This window comes from Sorangium sp. So ce375 (assembly GCF_051473855.1).
In the GTDB taxonomy this organism is placed as follows: Bacteria; Myxococcota_A; Polyangia; order Polyangiales; family Polyangiaceae; genus Sorangium.
This window is the reverse complement of the sequence record NZ_CP150335.1, coordinates 4,428,649-4,455,150: the sequence shown is the minus strand read 5'-3', so window position 1 is coordinate 4,455,150 and position 26,502 is coordinate 4,428,649. Positions and strand designations below refer to the sequence as shown.

19 protein-coding genes and 1 tRNA gene are annotated in these 26,502 nt (G+C 71.5%); 13 read left to right on the top strand and 7 right to left on the bottom strand.

The window, feature by feature from the left end; genetic code table 11:
* Positions 1 to 131: 131 nt before the first annotated feature.
* From WME90_RS16575 to WME90_RS16530, 10 genes are all read left to right on the top strand, one after another.
* Positions 132 to 323: a hypothetical protein gene (locus WME90_RS16575; RefSeq protein ID WP_437282098.1), complete on the top strand. Its 192-nt coding sequence runs from the start codon at positions 132 to 134 to the stop codon at positions 321 to 323.
* Positions 324 to 333: 10 nt separating this feature from the next.
* Complete coding sequence (locus WME90_RS16570) at positions 334 to 1,194, top strand: DUF692 domain-containing protein (RefSeq protein WP_437282097.1); 861 nt, start codon at positions 334 to 336, stop codon at positions 1,192 to 1,194.
* 84 nt (positions 1,195 to 1,278) lie between these two features.
* Positions 1,279 to 2,187: a hypothetical protein gene (locus WME90_RS16565; protein ID WP_437282096.1), complete on the top strand. Its 909-nt coding sequence runs from the start codon at positions 1,279 to 1,281 to the stop codon at positions 2,185 to 2,187.
* 32 nt (positions 2,188 to 2,219) lie between these two features.
* Positions 2,220 to 4,238, top strand: a complete 2,019-nt coding sequence (locus WME90_RS16560; RefSeq protein WP_437282095.1) for a glycosyltransferase — start codon at positions 2,220 to 2,222, stop codon at positions 4,236 to 4,238.
* Positions 4,239 to 4,242: 4 nt separating this feature from the next.
* Positions 4,243 to 6,051, top strand: coding sequence for an asparagine synthase (glutamine-hydrolyzing) (asnB, locus tag WME90_RS16555; RefSeq protein WP_437282094.1), 1,809 nt, complete (start codon positions 4,243 to 4,245; stop codon positions 6,049 to 6,051).
* A gap of 1 nt (position 6,052) precedes the next feature.
* On the top strand, positions 6,053 to 6,835 hold the full coding sequence (locus WME90_RS16550; protein WP_437282093.1) for an MBL fold metallo-hydrolase: 783 nt from the start codon (positions 6,053 to 6,055) through the stop codon (positions 6,833 to 6,835).
* 153 nt (positions 6,836 to 6,988) lie between these two features.
* Positions 6,989 to 7,597, top strand: coding sequence for a TetR/AcrR family transcriptional regulator (locus tag WME90_RS16545; protein ID WP_437282092.1), 609 nt, complete (start codon positions 6,989 to 6,991; stop codon positions 7,595 to 7,597).
* Between the two features lie 31 nt (positions 7,598 to 7,628).
* Positions 7,629 to 8,621 (top strand): alpha/beta fold hydrolase, encoded by a 993-nt coding sequence (locus WME90_RS16540; RefSeq protein WP_437282091.1) that lies wholly within the window; start codon positions 7,629 to 7,631, stop codon positions 8,619 to 8,621.
* 219 nt (positions 8,622 to 8,840) lie between these two features.
* Entirely contained in the window at positions 8,841 to 9,719 is an 879-nt protein-coding gene (locus tag WME90_RS16535; protein WP_437282090.1) for an MbnP family protein, read from the top strand.
* Positions 9,716 to 10,762 carry a cytochrome-c peroxidase gene (locus WME90_RS16530; protein WP_437282089.1) on the top strand — a complete coding sequence of 349 codons (1,047 nt, stop codon included), beginning with the start codon at positions 9,716 to 9,718 and terminating at the stop codon, positions 10,760 to 10,762. The genes WME90_RS16535 and WME90_RS16530 overlap by 4 nt, the downstream gene beginning before the upstream one ends.
* Positions 10,763 to 10,904: 142 nt before the next feature.
* Here WME90_RS16530 and WME90_RS16525 read toward each other — a convergent pair whose 3' ends face one another.
* The 3 genes from WME90_RS16525 to WME90_RS16515 form a co-directional block, all read right to left on the bottom strand.
* On the bottom strand, positions 10,905 to 13,679 hold the full coding sequence (locus WME90_RS16525; RefSeq protein WP_437282088.1) for a hypothetical protein: 2,775 nt from the start codon (positions 13,677 to 13,679) through the stop codon (positions 10,905 to 10,907).
* Entirely contained in the window at positions 13,676 to 17,632 is a 3,957-nt protein-coding gene (locus WME90_RS16520) for an RHS repeat-associated core domain-containing protein (RefSeq protein ID WP_437282087.1), read from the bottom strand. The genes WME90_RS16525 and WME90_RS16520 overlap by 4 nt, the downstream gene beginning before the upstream one ends.
* Positions 17,633 to 18,433: 801 nt before the next feature.
* Positions 18,434 to 18,506: transfer RNA gene (locus tag WME90_RS16515), tRNA-Lys, on the bottom strand.
* A 217-nt stretch (positions 18,507 to 18,723) separates the two neighbouring features.
* On the opposite strand from WME90_RS16515, the gene WME90_RS16510 reads away from it, so the two are divergent.
* Together WME90_RS16510 and WME90_RS16505 are read left to right on the top strand one after the other, a co-directional pair.
* Complete coding sequence (locus WME90_RS16510) at positions 18,724 to 19,479, top strand: S1 RNA-binding domain-containing protein (protein WP_437282086.1); 756 nt, start codon at positions 18,724 to 18,726, stop codon at positions 19,477 to 19,479.
* A gap of 640 nt (positions 19,480 to 20,119) precedes the next feature.
* Positions 20,120 to 21,664, top strand: a complete 1,545-nt coding sequence (locus tag WME90_RS16505; protein ID WP_437282085.1) for a L,D-transpeptidase — start codon at positions 20,120 to 20,122, stop codon at positions 21,662 to 21,664.
* A 200-nt stretch (positions 21,665 to 21,864) separates the two neighbouring features.
* Here WME90_RS16505 and WME90_RS16500 read toward each other — a convergent pair whose 3' ends face one another.
* On the bottom strand, positions 21,865 to 22,314 hold the full coding sequence (locus tag WME90_RS16500; protein WP_437282084.1) for an acyltransferase: 450 nt from the start codon (positions 22,312 to 22,314) through the stop codon (positions 21,865 to 21,867).
* Positions 22,315 to 22,787: 473 nt separating this feature from the next.
* Between WME90_RS16500 and WME90_RS16495 the strand changes: the two genes are divergently transcribed.
* Positions 22,788 to 23,552 (top strand): hypothetical protein, encoded by a 765-nt coding sequence (locus tag WME90_RS16495; RefSeq protein WP_437282083.1) that lies wholly within the window; start codon positions 22,788 to 22,790, stop codon positions 23,550 to 23,552.
* 91 nt (positions 23,553 to 23,643) lie between these two features.
* On the opposite strand, the gene WME90_RS16490 is transcribed toward WME90_RS16495, so the two are convergent.
* The 3 genes from WME90_RS16490 to hflX form a co-directional block, all read right to left on the bottom strand.
* Entirely contained in the window at positions 23,644 to 24,036 is a 393-nt protein-coding gene (locus WME90_RS16490) for a response regulator (protein ID WP_437282082.1), read from the bottom strand.
* A 208-nt stretch (positions 24,037 to 24,244) separates the two neighbouring features.
* Positions 24,245 to 24,679, bottom strand: a complete 435-nt coding sequence (locus tag WME90_RS16485) for a DUF309 domain-containing protein (RefSeq protein ID WP_437282081.1) — start codon at positions 24,677 to 24,679, stop codon at positions 24,245 to 24,247.
* Positions 24,680 to 25,002: 323 nt separating this feature from the next.
* Complete coding sequence (gene hflX / locus WME90_RS16480; RefSeq protein WP_437282080.1) at positions 25,003 to 26,424, bottom strand: GTPase HflX; 1,422 nt, start codon at positions 26,422 to 26,424, stop codon at positions 25,003 to 25,005.
* Between the last annotated feature and the right edge of the window lie 78 nt (positions 26,425 to 26,502).

Here is a 26,502-nt window from a genome sequence, read left to right as displayed (position 1 = left end):
TCAATGAATTATAACACCTCGCGGCCAGCGAACCCTGCCGACAACGCCCGGAGCGGCGAGCGAGGCGTTGACGGTGCGGGCGTCTTCCCATAGCGTACTCTGGAATATCGGCGGCAAAGGAGAGGCAGACCATGGACCCGAAGCAAAGCGCCACGACCATCACAGCGTCTGAGGTGCCCCAGGCCATCGCGGGCGGGGTCGAGACGGACATGTTCAAGTTCGAGCTGACCGACTTCGGTACCTCGTACAAGGGGGCCGAGCTCGGTCCTTACCTCTGCATCTGCAACGGCTGTAACTGCTTGTGCTGGGCCGCCAAGCAGTGAACCGGGCGCCATGAGCTTCGACGGGTCGGCCTTGCCGTGGCTGGGCGTGGGGCTCGGGTACCGCAAGGAGCTGCACGAGCACTACTTCCGCCACAGAGACAAGGTGGATTGGCTGGAGCTCATCGGAGATCACTACCTGCGATCCATCTCCGACGCCGAGCGCTCCGAAGAGGCCGTCGAGCTCTCGAGGAGCTTCCCCGTCATTCCCCATTTCCTTGAGCACTCGGTCGGCAGCCACGAGCCGATCGACGCCGCGTACTGCCGCGATGGGGCGGAGCTCGTGCGCCTGACGAGCGCGCCGTTCTTCGGCGATCACCTGTGCATCACGAGGGCCGCCGGCCTGGAGCTCGGGCAGCTCACGCCGCTGCCGTTCACGAGGGCGACGGCGCGCCGCTGCGCGGCGAGGGCGCGAGAGATCCAGGACATCGTCGGAGCTCCCCTCGTCCTCGAGAACATCTTCCGCAGCTTCACCTTCCCTGGTGAGCTCAGCGAGCTCGAGTTCATCAACCTGGTCCTCGAGGAGTCCGGGTGCGGCATGCTCCTCGATCTGGCGAACCTGTTCATCAACTCCCAGAACCACGGCTACGACCCGCACGCGTTCATCGACGGGCTCCCGGCGGAGCGCATCGTGCAGGTCCACCTCGCGGGCTCCGAGAAGCGCGGCGACCTCTGGATGGACACGCACAGCCGGACCGTGAACGAGCACCCCGAGGTCTGGAGCCTCCTTGAGCACCTCGTCGCGAGGGCGCCCGTCAAGGCGGTGCTGCTGGAGCGAGACCAGAACTTCCCGGACGATTTCGGGGAGATCCTCGACGACCTCGACAGGGCGCGCGCCATTCTCCAGAAGGGGCGCGCGGCGCCGCCCAGCTGAGCCCGAGGGCGCCTCGCGGGGCCCGGCGGCGAAGGGGCCACGATCATGGCGGGGCAGCCCGCTCGTCTGGGAGGAAGCGGAACCGTGAGCGGCACGACCGGAGAAGAGCTCGATACAGCGGAGTTCCAGGCGGCGCTGGCGCACATCCTCGTGGACGACGCCGCGCGGCAGCGGCTCGCGGAGGATCCGGCGAGGTTCCGCGCCGAGTTCGCGCTGAGCGAGCTGCAGCTCGCCGCGCTCCAGCGCGCGGGGCTGGAGCGGCTGCAGTCGTTCGCGATGGATGTCGCCGACAAGCGCGTCGCGATCTTCGCGAAGATGTGCCCCAATACGTTCGAGCTCCTCCGGCGGAACGACCTCCTCCATGCCGTCGTCCCGCGGTTCCTCGCCGAGCACCCGCCGCGCGTGTCCCCTGCGCACGCGAACCGATCGGTCCGGGATTTCTTCTGGTTCACCGAGTTCTTGGGCCGGCTTCTCGACCGCGGCGAGCTCTCCTGCGATTACCTGGAGGGCGTGCTGCGGTGCGAGCGGCTCCAGGGGCGGCTGTCGAGCGTCCCCGAAGCGGTGCGCAGCGCGCGGCGGTCCAGGGAGGCCTCCGAGGCCCGGGGCGAGCTCTCGGCAGAGGACGTCCTCGCGGGGCGACCGCGGCTCGGCGCCCACGCCGCGGTCGAGACGTTCTCGTACGATATCGTGCAGATCATGCGATGTCTGGCCAGCCGGGAGGCGCTCCCGGCGCTCCCGGCGTCGACGACGACGCTGCTCCTCGTGAAGACGACGGGGTGGCGGCGGGTCCAGGTCGTCGCCATCAATGATTTGATGCGCCGGCTCATCGCGCTGTGCGACGGCACGCGCACGACGGCGGAGATCGCGCGCGAGATCGCGCGCGAGCACGCCGGATCGGCCGAGCCTGCCCGCGTGACGGAGGGCTGCGTCAGCGCCGTCCGCGAGATGGTCCGTCACCACGCCATCCTGCTCGAGGGGGATCCTGCGAGCTGACGAGGCGGCGCCCGCGCCGCACTGGAGAAAGCATGCGAATCTGCGCCGTCGTGAAATACCCGCCGATCCAGGGCGGGGTCAGCGCTCAGAGCTTCTGGCTGACACGGGGCCTCGCCGACGCCGGGCACGATGTCTCCGTCGTCACCAACGCCGAGAGCGTGGAGGACGACTACCGTATGCTCATGACCCCGGAGGACCGGCGCTGGCTCGACTATGCCTCTCCCAGCGGCGGGCGGGTGCGATGCTACGGGGTCGAGCTCAACTCGGTCCGTTACATGCATGTCCCGCAGTCGAATCCCTACGTCAGCAAGCTCGCGTCCGTCGCGACGGACGTCGTGCGCAGGAACGGCTGTCAGCTCCTGTTCGCCTACTACCTTGAGCCCTACGGCGTGGCGGCTCACCTGGCGTCGAGCTGGACGGGGGTCCCTTACGTGCTGCGGCACGCCGGCAGCGATCAAGGGCGGCTCATGAACCAGCCCGATCTGGCGACGACCTACCGCGAGGTCCTGCGCAGGGCCGACGGCGTCTGCACGAACGCCGGCCTGCATTTCCTCGGCCTCGACGTGCCCCCGCTCTCGCTGTACCGGTCGCCGGCGTTCTACCTGCCGCGGCAATGCTTCGCGCCCGACGTCGAGCCGCTCGATCTCAACGAATACATCGCGGAGCTCGGCCGCGAGCGGCCGGGCGCGGTTTCCAACGCGCGATCGCTGGATCCTGCGCTGCCGACCATTGGCATCTACGGGAAGATGGGGTGGCCCAAGGGATCTTTCGATCTCGTGGCCGCCCTCGGGCGCCTGGCCCGCGAGGGCCTGCGCTTCAACTTCGTGGCCGTGACCCGCGGCAGCGGGATGGACGAGTACAGGCGGGCGATCGCCGAGCACGGCATCGGTGAGATGACATGGGTGCTCCCCTTCGTGCCGCACTGGAGGATCGCCCGCTTCATCCGGAGCTGCGCCGCCGTCTGCTTCCTCGAGCGCGATTTCCCCATCCGGGGACACGCCCCCACCATCCCTGTCGAGGTCCTCGCCTGCGGAACCTGCATGATCGTCTCGGGCGAGATCCTGTCCAAGCAGGCGTATCGTGACCAGCTGGTTCCGGGGGACAACTTCCTCCTCGTGCGTGATCCCAAGGACCACGCCGAGCTCGCGAGCGTCGTGCGCCGGGTCATCGAGGCCCCTCGGGAGGCCGCCGAAATTGGCCGTCGCGGCGCCCAGGTGGACGTCGGCGGGCTCGACCACCGCGCGGTCGTGAAGCAGTACGAGGAGATCTTCACCGATGTCCTGGGCCGGCGGCGCGGCCTGCCCAGCGCCGTCAGCCTGCGCGATCGGAACCTCCCCGCGACCCGCGCCGACGTCATCGCCGAGGCCGCCGGCACGCTGAAGCGGGCGCTCGGGGACGAGGCCGAGGTGATGGTGCGCGATTACCTGGAGGCGAGCCCGGAGCCGCCGGACAACCTGCTGGATGACGCGCTGGCCTTCTGCCGTCACGTGCGCGCCCGAACCCTGGCGCCGCCCGCGCGCCCCGCCCTCCACGACGCGGCGAGGTTCGTGGAGCTGCTCGTCGGCCAGGCGCGCTTGACCGAGGAGGAGCTCTCGATGGGTCCGTTCGAGGGCATCGATCGGGTGATGCCGGTGATCGGCCCCGAGAACGACGTGATGCTCGATTTCGCGCCAAGCCGCAGCCGCTGGCTCACCCTGGCTCGGTTCACCTCCCTCCCGCAAAGCATGCTGGGGCCGGGCGAGGCGGCGCCGGGGCGCGAGCATACCGTCGTGTTCCATAAGCTCCCGAATGCGCACGGGCACCACTTCGGCGTGAACCGCTGGACGGCCGAGCTCCTCGAGCGGTGCGACGGATCCAGGACAACTCGAGAGCTCGTGGCCGAGTTTCAGCGGGAGGCCGGGCGCCCGCGGCACGAGGTCGAGCCGGCGGTGATCGGCGCGCTGCGCCGGCTGCACCGCGAGCGGCTCCTCATCTTCGTCGAGCCGAGGCGCGCGGGCGAGCCCGCTCCGCCGGCGCCGTCCGGAGGGCCCCACCTGGGCGGCAAGGCCTAGCCCCGTGTGCGGGATCGCAGGCATCGTGGGCGCGCCGGAGCGCGGCCTCCTCGAGCGGATGCTCAGGCGGCTCGCGCCGAGGGGGCCGGACGGGCAGGGCGTCGCCGAGCTCGGCGACATGAGCCTCGGCAGCGTCCGCCTGAGCCTGCTCGACCTCGAGCGCGGACATCAGCCCTTCCGCTCCGACGACGGTCGATTGACGCTTGTCTACAACGGCGAGATCTACAACCACGCCGCGCTGCGGGAGGAGCTGCGGGGGCTCGGCGCCGCGTTCGTCGGGCGCTCGGACACCGAGGTGCTGCTGCGGGCCTACGAGGCGTGGGGCAGCGCGTGCCCCTCCGCGCTGGAAGGGATGTTCGCCTTCGCGGTCTCCGACGGCGCCCGCCTCTTCCTGGCGCGGGACTATTTCGGGCAGAAGCCGCTCTTTTACTGGATAAGCCCCGATCGCCGGAGGCTCCTCTTCGCCTCCGAGATCAAGGCGCTGCTGGAGGACCCGTCCGTGCCGAGGACGGTGAGCTGGGCGGCGCTGCTCGAGCTCTCGGCCTTCGGGATGCCGCTCGCCGAGCGGACGTTCTTCGAGGGGATCGAGCAGCTCCCGCCCGGAGGCACCTTGACCGTGACGCGGAGCCCGGACGGGACCCTGGATCTTCGCCCGGGGAGCCACAGCGCACCTCTGCCCGCGGCGCTGCCGCGCGACGAGGACGAGCTCGTCGACCTGCTCATCGCGCGGCTCGAAGGCTCGGTGAAAGAGCAGCTCCTCGCCGATCACCCCGTGGGCATCTACCTGTCCTCGGGGCTCGACAGCGCCCTCGTCGCGACGATCGCCGCGCAGGCGGGGCTCGGACCGATTCACACCTTCACCTTCGCGGACGATCCCGAGAACCCCGACGTGATCACGAGCAGGGCGCTGTCGGGGCTGCTCGGGACGAGCCACCATGAAGCCCTCCTGGACGCCGACTCGCTCGCCGGGAGCCTGCCGCGCAGCGTCGCCGTCCACGAGGCGCCCACGCGGGTCACCCTCGTCGAGGCGACCGCGCCGTTCGTCCGGCGGCACGTGAAGGCGGCGCTCTGCGGCGAGGGCGCGGACGAGCTCTTCGCCGGCTACCCCATCCACGCGGCGCCGCTCCGCTGGGTGCAGCGTTGCGTGTCCGCCTACAACCGCATCATCGCGACAGGCCAGGCGCGCACACGCCACTGCGCCCAGGCCAAGGCGCTGCTCGGCCGGCTGACGGCCGGCGCTCCGGACGCGATTCGGGACGCGGTCTACCAGCTGTTTTTGCGCGACGAGCTCCACCAGGCTCACCTGAAGCTCTGGGATCACGGCTCCATGGCGGCGGGCCTGGAGGTGCGGCTCCCCTACTTGAGCAAGCCGATCCGCGAGTTCGCGCTCGGCGCGCCCTGGGAGCTCAAGGTGCGCGGCGACACGTGCAAATACCTGCTGCGGAGGGCGGCGACGCGCCTCCTGCCGCGTCCGATCGTCGACGAGATCGTCCATCGGCGCAAGCTGGCCGCGCCCTCGGCGCTCCACCGGACCCAGAGGGCGCTCGGGCAGAGCTGCCAGCGGTGGATCCCCGAGGGGCACGCCGCCGCCCACCCCTACCGCATCTTCGCGGAGCCCGGCGAGCAGCTGGTCGCGATCGATCTCTTTGTGTACCTGTTCGTCGTGCGCGGCGGCGATGTCCCGGAGGACTTCACCGTCGAGGCGCTGTACGCGAGGCACCTCGACGAGCTCCAGGCGGCGCTCCGCTCCAGCGCTGCGCCTGAGATCCTGGGCGCCGCGCCGCCGCTGCTCGCGAATCAGGCGGGCGGCTGAAGTGAAACGCACGGCCGCTTTGCCGATCGCCGAGCGCTGGTTCGAGATCACGCGCGTCAGCGATGACATCACGCTGCTGATCGAGCCGCACGTGGTGCCGCTGATGCGCTGCAACATCTGGCACGTGCGCGGTCGCGATCGCGACCTGATGATCGACACGGGGTTGGGCGTCGTCAGCCTGCGGGAGGCCATAAAGCACCTGATCGACAAGCCGGTGACGGCGGTCGCGACCCACACCCACGCCGATCATGTGGGCAGCCACCATGAATTCGAGCACACGTTGGTGCACACTCTCGAGGCAGAGAACCTGCGCTCGCCGACCGACCGCGGCACCTTGCTGGCCTCGGTGATGGGCGCCGAGGAAATCCGCAAGCTGGGCGACGCTGGCTATCCGATCGAGGGCGATTTGATCACCGCCCTGCCCTACGCGGAGTACGACATGGCGAGCTACGCCCTGCACGACGCGCCGGTCACGGAGGTCGTCGCGGAAGGCGACGTCGTGGATCTCGGCGACCGTCACTTCGAGGTGCTGCACCTGCCCGGTCACTCGCCGGGCAGCATCGGTCTGTGGGAGGCGGCGACCGGAACCTTGTTCTCGGGCGATGCGATCTACGACGGGCCGCTGCTGGATGAGATCGAGGGCGCAGACATTCCCGCCTACGTCCGCACCATGAAGCGGTTGCGGGAGCTCCCAGTGCAGATCGTGCATGCGGGCCACGACCCCAGCTTCGGCCGGGCACGGCTGATCGAGCTGGTCGATGCCTGCCTGGCGAAGCGCGCCTAGAGCTCCAACGCCGGTGGAGCGCCGGGACGTCTGCGCCGGAGGAGCCGCCGGAGCCCTACGCGCCTCAACCTGGGTCCGCTGCCCCGTCGGCCCCAACCTGGGTCGGCTGCCCCGTCGCTTGACAAAATAGAACGGTCGTTCTATCAAGTCGAGGTGGCGAAAGGTGAAGATACCCGGCAGGCCATCCTGGCCGAGGCGCTGGCGCTGGCGAGCGAGGTCGGGCTCTCGGGCGTAACCGTCGGCGCCTTGGCCGAGCGCGTGAAGATGTCGAAGAGCGGCCTCTTCGCGCACTTCAGCTCCAAGGAAAACCTGGACGTCGCCATCCTCGAAGAGGCCAAGCGCCGCTTCGTCGACCTCGTGATCGCGCCCGCGCTGCGCGAGCCGCGCGGCGAGCCGCGCGTGCGCGCGCTCATCGATCGGTGGTTCGTCTGGACAGAGCAGGAGTCCATGCCAGGCGGCTGCGTCTTCCACGCGGCCGCGGCCGAGCTGGACGACAAGCCCGGTCCGGCGCGCGACGCGCTCGTCGCCTCGCAGAAAGACTGGCTGGCCACGCTCGCCACCGCCGCGCGCATCGCCGTCGAAGAGGGCCACTTCCGCTCGGACCTCGATCTGGCGCAGTTCGCCTTCGAGGTCTATGCCGTCGCGTCCGGCTCCCACGCGCTCGGCCGCTTGATGCGCGACAAGGCGTCGGAGCGCCGGGCCCGCGCCGCCTTCGAGAGGCTCGTGACCGACGCCCGGCGTTCGCCCCGCCGCTCTGCCTGATCCGTCTCGCAATCCCCCGAAGAGGTCCGCCATGCAGGAAGCCAGTCAGGTCCAGTCGTATCCAAAAAATAGAACGATCGTTCGTACTGATCCGCGGCAGGTCCTCCTGCGCGGTGGGCTCCGGTTCGGGTTCAAGCTCCTCAACAAGGCCGCGCCGGATCTGGCGTCCCTGGCGGCCGAACGGCTGTTCCGCTCTCCGCGCCGGCACGCGCGCCCGGCCTGGGAGGGGGAGATCCTCGCCGGCGCGGCGCGCTTCTCGCTGCCGTGGGGCGCGGAGGCGCTGCCCGCGTGGTCGTGGGGGCACGGGCCGACCGTGCTGCTCGTGCACGGCTGGGAGGGGCGAGGGAGCCAGCTCGGCGCGTTCGTGAGGCCGCTCGTGGAGCTGGGCTTTCGCGTGGTGACGTTCGACGCGCCGGGGCACGGCGATGGGCCGAGCCGGTCGGCCACGCTCGTGGAGCTGGCCCGCGCGGTCACCGTCGCGATGGACGAGGTCGGGCCCGTCCACGCCATCGTCGCGCACTCGCTCGGGTGCGCCGCGACCACGTATGCCCTGTCCCGCGCCGCGTCCGTCCGGCGCGCGGGCGCTCCGGCGCCGAGGCTCGTGTTCATCGCGCCGCCGATCAGCGCGGTCCGCTACACCCAGCATTTCGCGAAGCTCCTCGGCATCGACGAGGCCGTCCGGCGCCGCATGGTCGCCCGCCTCGAGGCGCGCTACGGCGTGCCGCTCGAGGACCTCGACGCGCTCTCCGCGGCCCCGCGGATGAACGCGCCGCTGTTCGTCGTGCACGACCGCGACGATCGCGAGGTGTCGTTCGAGGCAGGCGCGGCGCTCGCCGATCGCTGGCCGGGCGCGCGGCTCATGTCGACCCGCGGACTCGGCCACAGGCGCGTCCTGCGCGCGCCGGAGGTGATCGCCGAGGTGGTCGAGGTCGTGACCGGCACCCCGTGGCCGGTCCGGACAGGGCTCGAGGCGTTCGAGCTGGAGCGCGAGCTGTACGAGCGCGACCGCCGGCGCGCGGTGTGAAAATGCGGGTACGGACCCAGCCGCGACATGGACAGACCCCGGGGTGACGCCAGCACCACCCGCGTCTCGCCCAGCAAAATCCCAGCGATTCGTCCTCTGTTCTCGTGTGGTGCGTCATCGCGTACAATCGATCCCACGATGAAATTCCCTGGCTTGTTCTTGTTGATCGGGTCGCTATTGGGCGCCGCAGCCGCCTGCGGCACGGGCTCGAATCAGCCAATGGCGCCCGGGACCGGCGGGGCGGGCGGCAGCCAGCCCGATGGGTCCGGTGGAGCGAGCAGCACGGGTGGAGCGGGCGGCCAGGCCGAGGCCAGCTGGCCGAGCGGTTGCGCAGAGCGACCGGCGCCCATCAGGACCGAGGGAACCATCGTCGAGATCGCGTTCGAGCTCGTCCTCGGTGACAAGCCGTTCCTGTTCGGCGAGCCGAACGTCGCGCCGGACGGCAGCACGGTCACGCCGCTCAACGTTCGCTACTACGTCTCGCATGCGGCGCTGATCGGGGCGGGCGGCGATCTCGTGCCTGTCGATATCGTCGGCCCCGACGGCGCCCCCGCCCCGTACGGGGTCCACTTCTACAACGCCGAGGACCCGGGCTCGGCCACGCTCCGGCTGCGCGCTCCGGCTGGCAGCTATGAAGGCGTCAGCTTCATCTGGGGCTTGCACCAGGCCTGCAATGTCTCCCGGCCCGAAACGAACGTCGCGCCTCTGTCGGAGGCCTCCCAGATGACGTGGCCGCACACCGGCTATCTCTTCCTTCGCTACGAGGGCACGGTGGCTCCGCCGGCCGAGGGTGAGGGTGGCTCCGCGGATCCGGAGGGAGGGACGGCCAGCGTTCCACCGGCGGTCCACATGGGAGGCAACCTGCTCATGGATCTCGCCCCCAGGGTCGAGGTACGAGGCGCCCTGTCCGTGCCCGCGAGCGGCTCGATGGGCAAGGTCGTCCGGATCGTCATGGACGAGGTCTTCGGGGGCGCCACGGCGGACGTCGACATGACAGGGTTCGTCCCGCCGCCCGGGCCCGTGGGAGACGAGCTCCTCGCGGGTGAGCGCCTGCGGCGCGGCCTCCCCGACCTGACGGTGTTCGCCTTCGGTCCGTGACGCCGAGCTTCAACCGTGGCGTGGCCATCGGCCTGGCGGCGCTGCTCCTTGCGGGCGGATGCGGCGACGACGGGCCAGCGGCCCCTGGACCTCTGCCGCCGCTCGTCACGGACGCCATCCCCGCCGGGTTTCCCGCGCGCACCGCGGCGGCCGGAGCGCCGGCCGAGAGCGCGCTCACCGAGGCGAGGGCCCAGCTCGGCAAGAGGCTCTTCTTCGACAAGCGCCTCTCTCGCACCGGCGAGACAGCGTGCGCGAGCTGCCACCGCCAGGAGTACGCCTTCGCCGATCCGGACCTTGTCTCCCGGGGGGTCGACGGCCGCCTGGGACAGCGGAACGCGCCCGCGCTCGTGAACCTGGCCTGGGGCGAGAGCTTCTTCTGGGATGGCCGCGCGGCCACCCTGGAAGAGCAGGCGGGGAAGCCCATCGAGAACCCCGACGAGATGGATCTACCGCTCGCCGAGGCCGTCGCTCGTGTCGCCGGCGATGACGCCTATGTGAAGGCGTTCACGGAGGCCTATGGCGGGCCTCCCGGCGAGGAGTCCTTGCGCAAGGCCATCGCCAGCTTCATCCGTTCGATCGTCAGCGCCGACAGCCCTTACGACCGGCACCGGCGCGGGGACGACACGAGCTTCGGAGACGCCGAGCGCCGCGGCGAGGCGCTGTTCCTGAGCGAGCGGGCCGGCTGCTTCCATTGCCACCCGTCCGGAATGCTCACCAACGAAGGCTTCTTCAACAACGGCACCTACCTCGACGGCGGCGACGTCGGGCGGCAAAGGATCACCGGACGGACGGGAGACCTCGGCAAATTCAAGGTGCCCGGTCTGCGGAACATCGCGGCGAGCGCCCCCTATATGCACGACGGATCGCTGGCGACGCTGGAGGAGGTGGTCGACCATTACGATCGCGGCGGGCGAGGGCATTTCTCGACTGATCCGCAGATCGATGAGCTGGAGCTCTCTCCGGACGAGAAGGCCGATCTGGTGGCGTTCCTGCGGTCGCTGACAGATCGCGCCTTCCTCGACGATCCGCGGTACCGCCCCTGAGCGGCGAGCCAGGGGTATGGCGCCATGTGCCCGGATGCACCTGTTTCAGGAGCTTGCGGTGCCCGGGCTCAGCGTGGACCACCAGGATCAGGGAGCTCCGGGAGAGCTCCAGGCGTCGCGCCGGCCGACTCTCCGCGGACGCTCAGGGCAGCCACCGCGCGACGTCGACGATCTCCCGGGCCACCGCGGCGACGCCCTGCGGTCCGGCGACGCGGGCGAACAAGGGCGCCAGGTGCCCGAGGTCGTCCTTCGTCCAGTCGTCGAGGAGATCGGGCCGCGGCTTCCAGCCGAGATAGTTCAGGATTCTCTGGCAGACGCGGCGCGCGTGCGGCTCGGTCATCGAGGCGGCCAGCGGGATCAGCGCAAAGAGCGCCTCGTCCTCGTCGCTCGGTTGCTCCAGAGCGCGCTCGACCACATCGCGTGTGATCGCCGGCGCGTGGTCCGGCGAGGCCACGGCGATCGCGACCAGGTCTGACCACGGGGCGCCGATCTCGCGGGACAGGTCGAGGACCGCATCGGCCCCGAGAGCCCGGGTCCACGCAGCGGCGTTCCGCTCGAAGAGCATTCTCGCGCCGTCGCTCGCCCGCAGATCGCCCGACAGCTGGGCCCAGGCGGCCTCGCGGACCGCGGCGGGCAGGTGCGCGAGCAGCGCGCATCGCGCCTCGATCCGGTCCGACGGCTGGGGCAGCGTGTCCACCAGCGCGAACGCATCCTCCACGCGCCCCAGATCGCAGAAGCGCGCGGCGACGGCCGTCACCACCGGAGGGTAGAGGCCGGCCACAGCCCCGCACGCCTGGACCAGCGCGGACGCGGCGCCGGCAGGTGCATGCGGCGCGAGCGCGCAGACGCTCCAGCACGCGTCCTGCGGAAGCCAGTCGCCCGAGAGCAGCGACAGCGCGAGCCCCAGCGCCTCCGACGCGCCCGCTTCCCGCTCCTCCGCGGGCAGGCCCGAAGCGAGGCGGGCGAGGACCATGTGCCGATCCGAGGGGGGCAGCGCCTCGGACCATGCCCAGAGCCCGCGCACCGCCGCGGGAGACCATCGCGCGGCGGCCTCCGAGAGCCCCGGCAGCTCGTTGCTCCTCTCGTCGGCCGGGACCTCGGCGAACGCCTCGCGACCGAGGTCGCGCGCCTCGTCCTCGGGCAGCAGCGCCGCCAGGGACACGCGCGCGAGACGGCTCTCCCTGGTCGGCTCGCGACCGAGCCGCGCCGCCGCCTCGCGCGCGGCCGTCACGCGCGCCTGCCCGTCGAGCGCGTGCGCAACGGCGGCGAGCGCGCCCCCCTCGGCGTGCTCCTCGCTGGCGGCCTCGAGCGCCCAGCCGAGCACGACCGCGCGCTCGGCGTCGGGCAGCTCGTTCGCCAGCCGGATCAGGGCGCCGGCGCGCTCCGCGGCGTCGGCGATCGGCCGCCCGGCCTCGAGGACGTCCTCGCCAACGCGCGGCATCTCGATGTGGGGTCCGGCGGAGCCCTCGCCTCCCTCGGCCCCTTCCTCTTCCTCCTCGTCGTCGTCCTGCGCCGCCAGCGCGGCCCGCGCGCGCCGCGTCTCCTCGAAGCCAAGGATCTCCCGCACGGAGCTCGTCACGAGCAGGCAGCGGATCCGCGCGGCCAGCACCGCCACGACATCGCCTCCGGCCGCGGCATCGACAAGAAGGCTCGCCGCGCACGCCGCCGTCGCGTCCACGTCGGCGATGAACCCGGACGAGCCATCCGGGCGTGTCCTCCACATGTCGAGCCACGCCCTCGAGACCAGGTCGAGCCGCTCTGCGAGGCTCGCGCCGACCCGCTCCAGGTGAACGCGCCAGTTCCGGCACACGTAGTCAGAGACCGTGCCCGAGACGAACGCGCGCTTCCCGTGGTCGGCGAACCGGCGATCGACCACCGCGCGCTCATGCGGCGCAAGCCGCTCTTCAACAGCCTCGGCCCAGGCCGGGTGACGGAGCGCGAGGCCCGGCTCTCCGGCGGCGACGAGCGGTCCGCTCGGCTCGTTCCAGGCGCCGCCGTTCACCGTCGAGATCGCGAGGAGCTCCTCCACCTCGATCGGCGCGAGCGCGCCTGCAAGCCATGGCAGCGCAGGGCGGATCGTGCCGCCGGCGCAAAGAGCCAGGACCCCCGGAGCTCCGGCTGAAACGCTCGCGAGCGCCGGCGCCACAGCCGCAGGATCCTGCGCGAAGGTCTCGACGAGCGCCTCCACGAGGAGCGGCTCCCCGCCGCTCACCCGTGCGACCTCGTCCTTCACGCTGGCCGGCAGCTCGCCAAGCCTCCGCCCGATCGCCTCCGCGACCTCGTCGACCTCGATCGGCGGCAGCGCGACCAGCTCCGTCCCCTCCCGGAGCCCTCCGAGCGCCTCGCTCGAGCGCGCCGACAGCACCGCGCACACGCCGGGGCCGAGGTCTCGCAGGAATCGCTGCGCTGCATCGAGGGTCCAGGCGACGCCCTCGTCGAACCCGTCGAGAATGACGACGAGCGGCCTGCTTCCGGGCGGGCGGCCCTCCTCGAGCATGGTCGCGAGGACGCGCCGCATCTCCTCGACCCCGTGCGGCCGTTTGCCGGTGCGCCACCGCGACCTGAGGAACAGAGCCACGCGCGCGTAAAGGAGGTTCAGCGCCGTGGACTCCAGCGCCGTACCGAACCGGCGGCTCACGGGGACGAACGCGATCTCGTACCGGCCCGCACGGGCCAGCTCCAGCGCCCACGCGCCCAGCAGCATCGACTTGCCGCGCCCGCTCGGCCCGAGCAGCGCCGCGCGCGCGCCGCCACGCTCCAGCCACGCTTCGAGGCCCGCCACGGCGCCAGCGCGCGCCTTCCCGCCGAGGGGGGCGCTGCTGCAGCGCTGGACCTCGCGCCAGAAGGCGAGGACGCCGCGCTCCGCCGCCGCCGGGCCAGCGGCCGGCGCATCCGGTGCTCGCGAAGGAGTGCTCATGTCCCTGCGAAGGGCGGCGTGCTCGAGGGAGCGGTCCTGAACGACGTGGGGTATCCCTTGTGCCAGACATCGCCGTTCCACGCCTTGCCATCCGAGCCGATGACACCGTTCTTCTTGCCAGTACCGCCGTTGTTCGCCGGGTGAAGGCCGAGCTCACGCAAGACCTGCGCGCAGAACTTGCATGGATCCATGAGGTTACCGCCCTTGTCCGTCGTCGTCATCTTGCCCTCCTTCACCTGTTTCTGCAGCTCCTTCCTGATCTCGATGTCTTCGGCCGCGGGGTCTTTCAATGTCTTACCGTTCTTCGTGCGGTCCTGCCGGATGTCTTTCGCCAGGTTGTTCAACGCATCGATCTCGGCGCAGTGCCCGGCGCTCGATGGCTTCGGCCCCGCCACCTGGCCGTCTTTAAACTTCTCGTGGGCATTGGCGACAGCGGGCTGGAGCGCAGTGTCGAGCGCGCCCCCGAACGTGCTCGATCCGTGGTGCGTCTTGCCGCCGGCGGTCTCGATCTCGGTCCCGGCCTTGGCCATGAGCCCGTCCGGATCGATGAGCCGCGTCGGCTGGTTCTCCGCGTAGGCGAATCCATTGAGACCGCCGAGGACCCCGAGCGGATCCGCGCTGATATAGCGACCCGCCTCGGGATCGTAATAGCGGTTGCGGTTGTAACAGAGGCCGATCTCGTCATCCCAGTACTGCCCGCGAAAGCGGATCGGCGTCGAGGCCGACGTCGCCGCGGACGCGCCGGGCGCGGGCTCGACCTTTCCCCAGGCGCTCCGCCGCAGCTCGCACGCGACGGCGCCGTCGGGGCTGACGAGCCGCTCCGGCGTACCGATCTCGTTGTTCAGGTAATGATACCACTCGCCCTCCCCGGCGCGCTGCGCCCACGGCGCGCCGGCCTCGAAGACGTACGTGCGCGCCTCCACCGCGGGGGCAGCCGCGTCGCCGGTGACCTGCCTGATCTCGTGCACGAGCTCGGCGCCATCCCAGACGAACCTCGTCGCGCTCTCCGGCCGCAGCTCGCCGGTCGAGAGCCGCCGGGAGACCCGCTTGGCGACGCGCCGGGCATCCGGATCGTACGAGAACTCCACGACGGTGCCGTCGGCGCGCTCGACCGACTGCAAGAGCCCACGCGCGTCCCAGGCGTACCTTGTAACATCGAGCGCACCGGCGGGGGTCCTGGTCCGCGTCTCCTTGAGGCGCGCGTCGTCGTCCCAGAGGAGCTCGGTGTCTCCCTTCCTGAGCAAGCGATTGCCAGGACCGTACGTGCGATCCTGCTTGCCAGCGGCGGCCTCGAACACGTTCCCGCAGGCGTCGTAGCGAAAGAGCTCGGCGCGCTCGTGCTCCGGGACGTTCGCCAGGATCTGGCTCGCAGGGTCGTACTCGAAGCGGCGCGTGCCGTACGCCTGGTCCCACGCCTGGACGAGCTCCGACGCAGGCGAGTATCGGTACGCCTGGTGCACCGTCACCGACGCCGGGGCCGGGCCCACCCATTCCGGTTGGTTCGGCCCGACGTGGACGCGGCTCGACGGCGAGCAGACGCGCCGTTCGACGAGGCGATCCATCACGTCCCACGCGCTCTCGATCCGGCCGCCTCGCGGCAGCGCGCGGCAGACCTCACGCCCCGCGGCGTCGTACGCGATCCGGACCTCGGCGTTTCCATCGAGGATCACCCTCTCCGCGAGCCCGCCGACGTTGCGAATCCACCTGGCGGAGTGGCCGAGCGACGTGGTGCGTTCGACGACGTCACCCATGACATCGAAGGTGCGCCGGACGGTCGCGGATTCGCCTCCCACGATCTGGGTCTCGGACACGACCCAGCCGACGGCGTTGCGCTCGTACGTGAACGAGCCGGTGGGGCTCTCGGCTTCGATCAGGTCGCCGCGGGCATCGTAGGTGAACCTCTCCACGCTGCCGTCGTCGAAGGTGCGCGCGACGAGCTGCCCGGCGAGGTCGTACGTGTACTCCGTCCTCTCGCCCGCGGCGTTCTGGGAGGAGATGAGCCGGCCATTGTAGTCGTACTTGTATCGGGACACGCGCCCGTCGAACCCACGCTCGCTTGTCACCATCCCCGCGATGTTGAGCTCCAGCGTGTGGCGCTCCCCGAGCGCGTTCTGGATCTCGACGAGGCGCCCCTCACGGTTGTACCGGAACCGCGTGATCTCTCCGTTCGGCTTGTGTACCTCGCAGAGCTTGTGGAAGCCGCCTCGCACGAACCGGGTCACCTGCTGGTTCGGCTGAAGGACACCGGTGCAGTCCCCCATACCGTCGTATTCGTAGCGGGTCGTCCCGCCGTCGGGTCGGTAGACGCCGGTGAGGTTGCCGCGGTTGTCATAGGTGTACGACAGCACCGCGCCGCTCGTATCCCGGATCGAGCGGCACCGGCCCCAGTAATCATAGGCCAGCTGCGTCTTGCCCCCGAGCGAGTCGGTCTTCTCGACCATGTTCCCGAGATCGTCATAGAGGTACGTCGTGCGGCCGCCGTTCGGCGCCACCGTCTCGATCAGCCGCCCTCGCGCGTCCTGGCGCACCTGGAACACAGCCCCGAGGGGGTCGGTCCAGATGAGCCCGTCGGGCGTCCGCCCGATCTCGGTGACACCCCCCGCCGGATCGATCGCTCGGCGGACGTGCCCGTCCGGATCGCGCTCGATCTTCGTCATTCGACCGAGCGGATCTGTGATGGAGAGCTCGCGGCCGAGGCGATCCCGCTGCCAGACGGTCGTGGCGCCCGTCGCGTCGACGAACGTCCGGAGGTGCCCGTTCTCATCGTACGTCCGGCTGAACACGGCCCCGGCGCTCACAGCCTTGTCGAGCTTGCCAAAGCGGTTCCCGAAGTAGCGATGAACCGTAATGGAGTCCGCGACCTCGACGTATCCGTTCTCTCCGAACTCCAGCTTGCAATGGTAGATGCCTCTAGCAACGGTCTTCCCGTCGGCCAGGTGCGTCGGGACGTCCTCCGCCAGGCTGCGGTCACGCCCATCGCCGTAAGCGCCCCACGTCTCGACGCAGCGGCGCCGATCGTCGTAGCGGAATGAGAACGTGAGCCCGGTGGGGCTCGTATGGGACGTGAGGAGGTGTTCCTGGTACGTGTAGCGCGTCGTGTATCCGTCAGCGTCGGTCGCGGACGTGAGATCCCCGGCGGCGTCGTAGCCGTACTGCGCGAAAGGCACCCAGACGCCGCGCGCCGGCGCGTTCTTTATCTCGAACGCGGCGATGCGCCCGTCGGGCGCCCGCCGGACCCGGACGATCCGGCCGACGCTGTCGGTGATCTCGGCGAGCACGCCCTCGCGGTACGAGAGCTTGATCTCGTTGTTGTATCGGTCCTTTATCGCGGTGAGCCGGTACCGCTTCCCCGCCGCTTCGGCGAACACGTACCAGCGGTCGTCGCCGGTATCGAGGACGAAGCCGCGCTCCTGCCGCGCGAGGACCCAGCCGTGGGGGCCCGCCGCGCCGGCGCCCACGGGGATCGCGTCGAGATCGACCGGCCCATCGTCGGTCCAGACGCGGACGATGCGCTGCCGCACCTCGATCTCCCACGCCAGCGAGTGGCTCCACCCGAACCCAAGCCCGACGTCGCGCTCGAACGCCGCGGTGGTGTAGGACCGCACGATCGAGAGCGGCAGCGGCCCCGGCAGCTCGAGGTCGACGGCGGGAACCGTGAACACCCGGCCCGTCACCACGTCGACCGGGTCGCCCTTCGCCGCCATTCCCGATTTCTTGCCGCCATGGTGGTTCGGGCAGCCGGCGCCGTCGCCGCCTGCGCTGCCGCACGCGGACTTCCCGCCGCCGCTGGCGTCCTTGCCGCCGTTGGAGCCATTGCCGCCCTGTTTACCGCCAGAGCCGTTTCCTCCAGCGCCCCCGCCCCCGCCGCCGGCCCCGCCCCCTCCCATGACGAAGACGCCCGGGTTCATTCCAGGGATGGCGGGGATGTTCGGTACAGGCGCAGTGCGGGCCATGGTCTTCTCCCGGGTCTCGTGCGGTCTTGCTGCCGTGCGATCCAGGCGAGAACGTACACCGCCTGGCCCCCTGATGCACCAACACGCTCGCAGCCCAGGGCAATGCGCGTCGATGAGCAGGATACCCGTGAAGCTCGAGACGAAGCTCGGGGCCGGCGTTTACCTCATGTCGACTCGATAGCGTCTCGCCGCGACGGGATCGAGGACGCCATCATCACCCGTCGAGACGGGTACTACGACCTGTTCGCGTCCGTATTCAGAGCTCGGCCAGGTCGACGAGACATCACGTACGTTCGGTGCATTGATGACCAAACCAGACCCACCGCACAGCCGTACGGGGACGACGCGACCGGGCAGCAGGCCACCACGGTCCGCGAGCTCGCGTCCTCGTTCGCGTACTACCTCCTCAGGGAGCGCGACACCGACGAAGAGAAGGCGATCGCGCCGGGGGAGGCCTCGTGGAGGACATCCCGACGTGGTGCGCGCTGCGGTTCGCCGCGCTCGAGCGCGCGGCTCGCCTCGCCTCGGGCGTCGGCTCATCCTGACCGCCCGCGCGCGAGGAGCGGGCCCCACGTGCCCGCTCGCGGGTCGCTGCCTGATGGGGCCGTCGCTGGACGCTCGAGGAGCGTCCAGCGAGCACCTCGGCCGCAGATCGATCGCCTCGCCGCACCGCTGCACGCACCCGAGCGAGCCGGCCATCCTAGGGCGCCGTCCGGACGACGCCCGGGTGGGCAGCGCCGCTGCCCACCTTCTCCTCGATTCCGCTTGAGCTCTTGGCTCTAACTCCTCGGAATCATTCAGTGGGTCGACAGGGACTCGAACCCTGGACCTACGGATTAAAAGTCCGCAGCTCTACCGACTGAGCTATCGACCCGATCCAGTGGCCGGCGAAGCTAGCAGAAGCTCCTCGCAGGTTCCACCTTTCCGTTCCCGCCGCCTCCCCGCTCTCGGCCGCCTCCCCGCTCTCGGCCACCTCCCCCCTCTCGGCCCCCTCCCCCTCCGTTCCCCCGTCCCCTCCTTCCGCCTCTCCCCTCGCTTCCGGCTCACCGCCGCCTTCCTCGCGCCCTCGCCTCGCGCTATGAGGTCGCGCCATGTCGTCGTCACGCCCTTCCGCCGCCTCCAAGGAATCGTTCGCTTCGCTCTTCGAGCAGTCCGAAGGAGCTGGCAAGCAGCGTCGCCGCCAGTACCACACGGGGGAGACCGTCGAGGTGACCGTCGTCGCGATCGCTCGCGAGGCGGTCTTCGCGGATCTCGGCGGCAAGCAGGAGGGCATGTTCGAGCGCGTGGCGCTCGCCGATGGCGACGGCAAGCTCCGGGTCGAGGTCGGCTCGCGCGTCTCGGCCGTGGTCGCCGGCGTCGACTCTGGCACCGGCCAGGTGCGCCTCACGCCGGTCGTCGTGCGCGCGAGCAACGACGGCGACGGCGCGTCGTCGCTCGCGGTCGCCGCGCCTGCTGCGGGCGGCGCGCCGCTGCTCGTCGAGGGGGCGCGGGTCAAGGGCAAGGTGACCGGCATCGAGCGGTACGGCGTCTTCGTCCAGATCGCGGGCACGTCGGGCCGCTCCGGCCGTGGTCTCGTCCCGACGGCCGAGACGGCGACGCCCCGCTCCGCCGACCTGAAGAAGCACTTCACGGTGGGGCAGGACGTCGAGGCGAAGATCCTCAACGTGGACGAGTCCGGCAAGATCCGCCTGTCGATCTCGGCGCTCCGCGTCGACGAGGAGCGCGGCCAGTTCGAGTCGTACGCCAAGGGCGAGCGCTCCGGCGGCGGCAACGACAAGGGCGCCAAGCCCGCGCCTCGCAACTTCGGCACGCTGGGCGACCTGCTCGCGAAGAAGGTCAAGCGCTAGCGCGTCTTCCTCCTCGTCCGCGCTCCGTCTCCCCCGCCCTGCGCCTCCCCCCTCGACACGCCGCCGGCAGGAGATTGCATCTCCGCCTCGGTTGAGCGTACACCTCGCCCGCTCAGCCCCTCGCGGCTCCTCGTCACCCGCTGGCCCCGCGCGCCTTCGCACCTGCGGCCTGGGTCTCTCCGCCTCCGCGTCGATGCCTTCCCTCGCTCGAGCCTCCGCCCCCGCGTCGCTGCCCGCACCGCAGCGAACCCCGCGCATTCGCTCTCGCTCCCGCATCGGCTCCCGTGCCACGGCGCACTCCCGCGCGCTCTCCAGCCCCCTGCACCGCGCTGGCTCTCTCGCCGTCGCCTTCGCGACCCCCGTCATCCTGGTGACCGCGGCGTGCTCTCCCGCCCAGGATCCGCCCGGCAGGGCCACCGACGATCACCGCTCCGGCTCCGCTCACGCGACCGCCCCGCTCGCTTCCGGTGCCGCCCTCGCCGCCCCGGGCCTCCCCTCGCCCGAACAGCCGGCCCCCTCTCCTGCGTCACCCTCTCCGGACGCGGTGTCTCCTGCGTCCCTCGCGTCATCGACCGCCGCATCTCCGTCCTCGAAAGAGGCCACGCTCCCCGGCCAGGGCGCGAAGATCGCCAGCATCGCGATGCGCACCTGGATCTACGTCGCTGCCGACGAGCGCTCGACGAAGCTCGGCTACCTGCGCGCCGGCGCGGTCGTCGATCGGGCCGAGCTCCCTGCGGGCACCGACGGCTGCGCAGGCGGCTGGTACCGGATCGCGCCGCGCGGTTACGTCTGCGTGGGCAAGGGCGCCTCGCTCGCGCTCGAGCACCAGGTGGTCGCCGCCGCCGTGCGCGGCCCGCGCCGGGGCGCGCCGGTGCCCTATCACTACGTCATGTCGGGCTCGCGCCCGCCGCACCTCTACTTCCGGCTCCCGACCGTCGAGGATCAGCGCCGCGTCGAGGGGTCCACGCTCGACGTCCACATCGCGCGCGCCGCCGTCGCGCCCTCGTCGTTGCCGCTCGATCCGGTGCCGGCCTTCCTGCTCGCCGGCCGGGATCTCCCGAAGCCGTACGGCGCCGAGGAGAAGCTGCACTTCTCCGTGCACACGGGCCGCGCCAAGGAGAGCTCCGCCTTCGGCCTGATCACGACCTTCGAGTGGACCAACCGCCGCTTCGGCCTCACGACCGAGCTCGACCTCATCCCGCTCGATCGCACCCGCCCCGCGCGCCTCAGCGCGATGCGCGGCGTTGTCATCAAGGATCTCGACGCCGAGGGCGCCGAGGTCCCCGCGAGCGCCTCCGACGCGGCATCCACGGCCTCTGCGTCCTCGTCCGCCGCCGCGCCCGCGGCCGCGTCCACACCCGCATCCGCCGCCTCGCCCGCCGCGTCCGCCGGCTCCCCTGCGCCCGCGGCCGCTCCGCCCGCCGACACCGCGGGCTTCTCCATCGCGGAGCCCCCTGCCGACGAGCTGCCTCCCCCGCCGCCCGGCACCGATCCTCGCCCCGATCCCGCCTTGAAGGGCGCCCCTGCCTTCGTCCGCGTCCACGGCACCTCACGGCAGCGCCCCTCCGCGTCGGGCCGCGCGCTCGTCGACGCGGGCGTCGCGCCGTTCCGCTCGGGCTGGGTGCTCACCGGCCGCACGCGCGGCGGCGTCAAGGGGCTGCTCGAGACCACCGAGGGCTCATGGCTCGCGGGCGATCACCTCGTCATCGCCGAGCTGCGCAAGGACCCTCAGGGGTTCGCGCGCGACGGCAAGAAGTGGATCGACATCTCGATCCGCCGCCAGATGCTCGTCGCTTACGAGGGCACGCGCCCCGTGTTCGCGACGCTCATCTCCAGCGGTCGCAGCGGCATGGCCGATCCCGAGGAGACCGACGCCACCGTCCGCGGCTCGTTCTACATCCACGCGAAGCACGTCTCGACCACGATGGACGGCGACGACGAGGCGTCGGAGGCGGCGTTCGATCTGCGCGACGTGCCGTACACCCAGTACTTCCACGGGGGCTACGCGCTCCACGGCGCCTACTGGCACGACGAGTTCGGCAAGGCGCGCAGCCACGGCTGCATCAACCTGGCCCCTGCCGACGCGGCCTGGCTCTTCGAGTGGACCGAGCCCGCCGTCCCGCCCGAGTGGCACGGCGCGCTGAACACCGAGGGCGGCGGCACGCTCGTCTACGTGCACGGCTGAGCGCGCCGCGCGCGGCTACGGGCTCCGTGCCTGGCTGTTGGCTCGGTGCACGGCTCGAGCTCCACGCACAGCTGCGGGCTCCGGCTGCCCCGATGACCGCACGACAACCGGACAACCCGGCCCAGCTCGCCAGGTGCATTCGGCAAGCTGGGCGGGGCGGCCGCTCACCCGCCCTCCGCTGATCCTCGCGTCCCGCGCCGTTACTGGCAGGACGCCGGCATCTGTGCGCCGACCAGGAGGCCGCGCAGCGTCGAGAGCGCTTGCCTGCCCTGCGGCGAGTTCGCCAGGCCGTCGCACGCCGAGGCCGCCGCGAGGTAGCCGCCCTGCTGCTCGGGCGGCGCCGACTTCGCGTTCTGGCGCAGCGCCGCGCAGCACTTGCGGATCCCGCTGGGATCGCCCGTGCCGACCACCTTCTTGCCAGCGTCCGCGTCCGCCGTGTCGGCGTCCGCCGCGTCCGCCCCGGCGTCCTCTTCGGGCACGATCTGCGTGGTGGGGGTCGGCGTCGGGGCCGGCGTCGCGACGACCGCCGGCGCCGAGGGCACCGGCGGCACTTCGTCCTCCTCCTTCTTGGGGCACCCGCTGGTGACCAGAGCCACTGCAAGGGGGAACATCAGCGCCCCCAGAACCGTGAAGAGCCGTGTAGGTTTCATCTCACCTCAAGTATCCGATTCGCGTTTGCGTGGGAACTTCTGTTCGACGAGGAACGCCCCGATCGCAACCAACTTCCCCGAGCGCACGCGGTCATGAGGCCCGCCGGCTGCATGCCCTCGGCGATCCGAGCGGCCGAAGTATGGGCGTCACGAGCCCGGTCGCAAGATCACGAACGCCGCTGACGGGCGCGCTTCAGGCGCTCCCCGACCTCGACAGCAGGCGCGTGCGTCGCGGCACACACGGCAAGCGCGATGAACACGAGGCGCGCGGCGAACGCGACGAACGGAGGCGCGCGCGCGGGGCAGAATGCATCGCGACACCCCGCGATCGCCGTCGATGAGCGTGGACCTGGGCGCGCGGCTGGCCAAAGCGCGCCCGCGTATGCATGTCCAAATCACGAAAGGACACGCCGACCGGCCGGCACAGGCGCACGACTCCAGCGTCGACCGATACGGCTGAAGCGGGAGCAACCATGAAGTACACGCAGCACGAAGAGTGGAGGAACGAACCGCGAGCCACCTTCTCCAGCCCCGGAGAAGACACGTCTGTGTCGTTCTCGGTGGACGCGCCCTCGCCGGACGCGCCCGCGCTGGATGCGCCGGCGATCGCGGAGGATGCGGCCGTCACGATGTCGCCCGCGGCGCACGCCGCGAGCGAGGAGGGGGACGCGTCCTCCGGACAGATCGACCTCAGCGCGCTGAAGGCCGGCGAGGAGGGCGCCCGCCCCCAGGTCCTCGACCTGTTGCCGATCTTCCCGTTCGGCGAGCCGCCCACGTCCGCCCACGTGCCCGCAGCGCCGACGCGCGGCGCGCCGACGCGCGCGCGGCGCGCCCGCTCGGTCGCCGTCCTGCTCGCAGCCGGCGCCGCGATCGCGGCCCTCACGGCGGGCGTCTCTGCCCCGGACGCCGACGCTCCCGGCCCTCGCGCTACGGCTGGCGTCGCCGCCGCCGCGCGCGCGCTCGAAGCGGGCGTCCCGCACATCGAGGCGCCCGCCGCCGCGCCTGCCGAGCGCGCGCAGGTCGCCCCTCCCGTCGAGCGCGCCGTCGCGGGCGACGAGCCCGACGCCGTCGTCGCCGCGCGGCGCGCGCCCGAGGGCCGCGCGCGGGCCACGGGCGCAGCCGCGCCGCCGCACGGCAAGACCGTCCCCGCGGCGCCGGGTACGACCGAGCGCAGCGCTCCTGCCGACCCGTGCCGCGGCGATCTCCTCTGCGCGATGCGCCGCGCCACGGGCGGCTGATCCGCCGCTGAGCTGCTCGGCGGATCCGCCGCCGAGCGTCTTGGCCGGTCTCCCCGCCCGGCGTGAGCCTGCTCAGGCGGCGTTCGGGGCTTCAGGCCGAGGCCGGGGTCGGGCCGGGCGCGCACCCCGCGTGCGTCGCGATCGAGTCGAGCAGGCGGTTCAGGTCGAATGGCTTTGCGACCGACGCGCACGCGCCCACCTCGCGAGCCCACGTGCCGGCGTCCACCGCGGCCGTCATCACGAGGATGGGCGCGCGCGGACCAGGGCACGACGCGTACGCCCGCGCGAACCCCCAGCCGTCCATCACCGGCATGCGCATGTCGAGCAGGATGAGGTTCGGCCGGTTGCGCTCCAGCAGCGCGAGCGCTGCCTCGCCGTCGCTCGCCGAGAGGACGTCATAGCCCTCCTCCTCCAGCGTGATCTCGAGCATTTCCCGGATCTCCTGGTCGTCGTCCACGATCAGGATCTGCTTGCGCCGTGTCACGCGGCTCCTTTCGGTTTGCAGCTTGGCTCGAGGCTCGGCGCTCACCGTCCCCTCCACTCCGGTTCCACAGTACCCGTCTGCCACGATATCCCCCCACACGGGCGCTTCCCATGCGCGAACACCACTCAGGCAAACGATGTCACGCCGGCGTCCCATGTCGCACGCAACAAGCGCAATATCGACTGCGGAGCCCGTTCGGGTCAGAAGCTCACGGCCGCTGGCGCGCCCCGGACGGCGAAGTCGGCGCGACATCGCCCGCGCTCTCCATCCTGGGCAGAAGCGAGGCATCGAGCTCCGTCCTCTCTCCGCGCGCGAGCTGCTCTATCGCGGCCGCCGCGCGGGTGATGTCATCGACGAGCAACCCCATCGCGAGCCCGCCCATTCCTTCGGGCATGCCCGCGAGACGAGCGCGCGCCTTGGCGAGCAGGCGCACGGCCCCCGAGGGGCTCCGCATCCTCGTGAGCTTGTGCAGGGCCGCGGCGACGAGGATCAGCCCCTGGAGGAACGTCTTCCTCACGGGGTCCGCCTCGTCGCGCCACCCGGTCTCCCACAGCTCGTGCGCCTCGAAGAACCGCCCCGCGCGGTAGGCCTCCAGCCCGCGCTGGACGATCGACTCGAGCGCGGCGTCGGAGGAGGAGCTCATGGCGCGGAGCGACGGCGGGCCGCGGAAGATAGCACGCGCCCCGGACGCCCGCGCTCCGCCGCACCGGTGCTACGCTCGGCGCGTGCAGCGGTGGATCCTTGTCGCAGTGATCGCTGGGCTCCACCTCCTGGCGTTCGCGATCGGCATCGTCCTGCGCCGCCGCAGGCGACGGCGGCGCCTGGCAGCTGACGCCGCGCGCGCTGGTACCGCCGCGCGCGCCGACGCCACGCGCCCCCGCGCCGCCCGCCGGCGCTGACGCCGCGCGCGCTGGCATCGCCGCCCGCGCTGACGCCACGCGCCGCCCGCCGCCCGCGCGACGCCCCTCAGCGCGCGAGCAGGCTGCGCAGCCGGTCGAGCGCCGCCGCGTGCGCCCGCACCGAGAGCCGGCCGCCAGCGTCGTCGTACTCCTCCGAGAGCACGCGCGCGTTCTCGTAGATCTCCCCGATGAGGCTCTGCTTCGCGTACGGCAAGAGCAGCTCGGCCTCCACCATCGACTGCTCGAAGAAGGCGATGATCTCCTCCCGCAGCGCCGCCACGTCGGCCGGGATCTTCGCCGAGAGCAGCGTCGCCTCGGGGAACTCGAGGCGCAGCGCGTCCCGGTCCTCCTCGGAGAGCCGGTCCACCTTGTTCAGCAGGAGCCGGCTCGGCACCTCGCTCGCGCCGATCTCGGAGAGCACGCCGCGCGTCACCGCGAGCTGATCGCGGAACGTCGGGTCCGACGCGTCGGCCACGTAGAGCAGGAGCGACGCCTCGAGCGCCTCGTCCAGCGTCGAGCGGAAGCTCGCCACGAGATCGTGCGGCAGCTTCTTGATGAAGCCGACCGTGTCCGAGACGAGGATCCGCGGGCGCACCTCCGGGTGGAGCGCGCGCACCGTCGTGTCGAGCGTCGCGAAGAGCTTGTCGGCGACGAGCACTTCGCTGCCCGTCAGCGCGCGCATCAGCGACGACTTCCCCGCGTTCGTGTAGCCGACCAGCGCGACGCGGCGCTGCCCTTGCCGGAGCGCGCGGCGCGTCGATTGCTCGCGCTGGACCGCAGCGAGCTCCTCCTTCAGCTCGGCGATGCGGTCGCGGATCTTGCGCCGATCGAGCTCGAGCGCGCTCTCGCCGGCGCCCTTGCCGCCGATCCCGCCGCGCTGCCGATCCCCGCCGCCGCCCGTCTCCCGGAGCCGCGGCGCGACGTAGTTGAGCCGCGCGATCTCCACCTCGAGCTTCGCCTCCCGGCTCCGCGCGTGGCGGTGGAAGATCTCGATGATCACGCCCGCCCGGTCGAGCACCTGCGCGCCCGTCGCCCGCTCCAGGTTGCGCGCCTGGCTCGGCGAGATGTCGTGGTCGACCGCCACGACCGTCGCCTTGCGCGCCTGCGCGGCGCCGCCCGCGCCGGGCTCCGCGCCGCCGTCGTCGTCCTCGTCGTGGCCGCCGTCGCCGCCGAGCTCACCGTCGTCGCCTTCGTCGCCCTCCGCGGCCCGGCGCGCGCGCGCCTTGTTCTTCCGCTCCGGCGCGCCCGAGGGCACGACGCCGCTGCCGCCGGTGAGCTCCGCGAGCTCCTTGAGCTTGCCCTCGCCGAGCACCGCGGCCGCCGCGAGCGCGCTGCGCCGCTGCGACACCGTCGCGATCACATCGAAGCCGAGCGTGTGCACGAGGCGGCCCAGCTCGGCCAGATCGGCGGCGTGCTCGACGTCGTCGATGCCAGGGAGCTGCACCCCGACGAGCACAGCGAGGGGACGTTCTTGGTTGGTCGTGGTCATACGGTCGTGTGCGAGGGCGGGAGCTTCGCCTCATCCAGCCCCGCGACGCAAGCCGCCGCGCGCTCGCCAGCGTCCGGG

Excerpts from the sequence above, each read along its gene's own strand:
- WME90_RS16525 (WP_437282088.1), bottom strand. The coding sequence starts at position 13,679 with ATGAGCACTCCTTCGCGAGCACCGGATGCGCCGGCCGCTGGCCCGGCG.
- WME90_RS16520 (WP_437282087.1), bottom strand. The coding sequence starts at position 17,632 with ATGGCCCGCACTGCGCCTGTACCGAACATCCCCGCCATCCCTGGAATG.
- WME90_RS16575 (WP_437282098.1), top strand. The coding sequence starts at position 132 with ATGGACCCGAAGCAAAGCGCCACGACCATCACAGCGTCTGAGGTGCCC.
- WME90_RS16560 (WP_437282095.1), top strand. The coding sequence starts at position 2,220 with ATGCGAATCTGCGCCGTCGTGAAATACCCGCCGATCCAGGGCGGGGTC.
- WME90_RS16500 (WP_437282084.1), bottom strand. The coding sequence starts at position 22,314 with ATGAAACCTACACGGCTCTTCACGGTTCTGGGGGCGCTGATGTTCCCC.
- WME90_RS16495 (WP_437282083.1), top strand. The coding sequence starts at position 22,788 with ATGAAGTACACGCAGCACGAAGAGTGGAGGAACGAACCGCGAGCCACC.
- hflX (WP_437282080.1), bottom strand. The coding sequence starts at position 26,424 with ATGACCACGACCAACCAAGAACGTCCCCTCGCTGTGCTCGTCGGGGTG.
- WME90_RS16540 (WP_437282091.1), top strand. The coding sequence starts at position 7,629 with ATGCAGGAAGCCAGTCAGGTCCAGTCGTATCCAAAAAATAGAACGATC.
- WME90_RS16510 (WP_437282086.1), top strand. The coding sequence starts at position 18,724 with ATGTCGTCGTCACGCCCTTCCGCCGCCTCCAAGGAATCGTTCGCTTCG.
- WME90_RS16485 (WP_437282081.1), bottom strand. The coding sequence starts at position 24,679 with ATGAGCTCCTCCTCCGACGCCGCGCTCGAGTCGATCGTCCAGCGCGGG.
- WME90_RS16570 (WP_437282097.1), top strand. The coding sequence starts at position 334 with ATGAGCTTCGACGGGTCGGCCTTGCCGTGGCTGGGCGTGGGGCTCGGG.
- WME90_RS16535 (WP_437282090.1), top strand. The coding sequence starts at position 8,841 with ATGGCGCCCGGGACCGGCGGGGCGGGCGGCAGCCAGCCCGATGGGTCC.
- WME90_RS16505 (WP_437282085.1), top strand. The coding sequence starts at position 20,120 with ATGCGCACCTGGATCTACGTCGCTGCCGACGAGCGCTCGACGAAGCTC.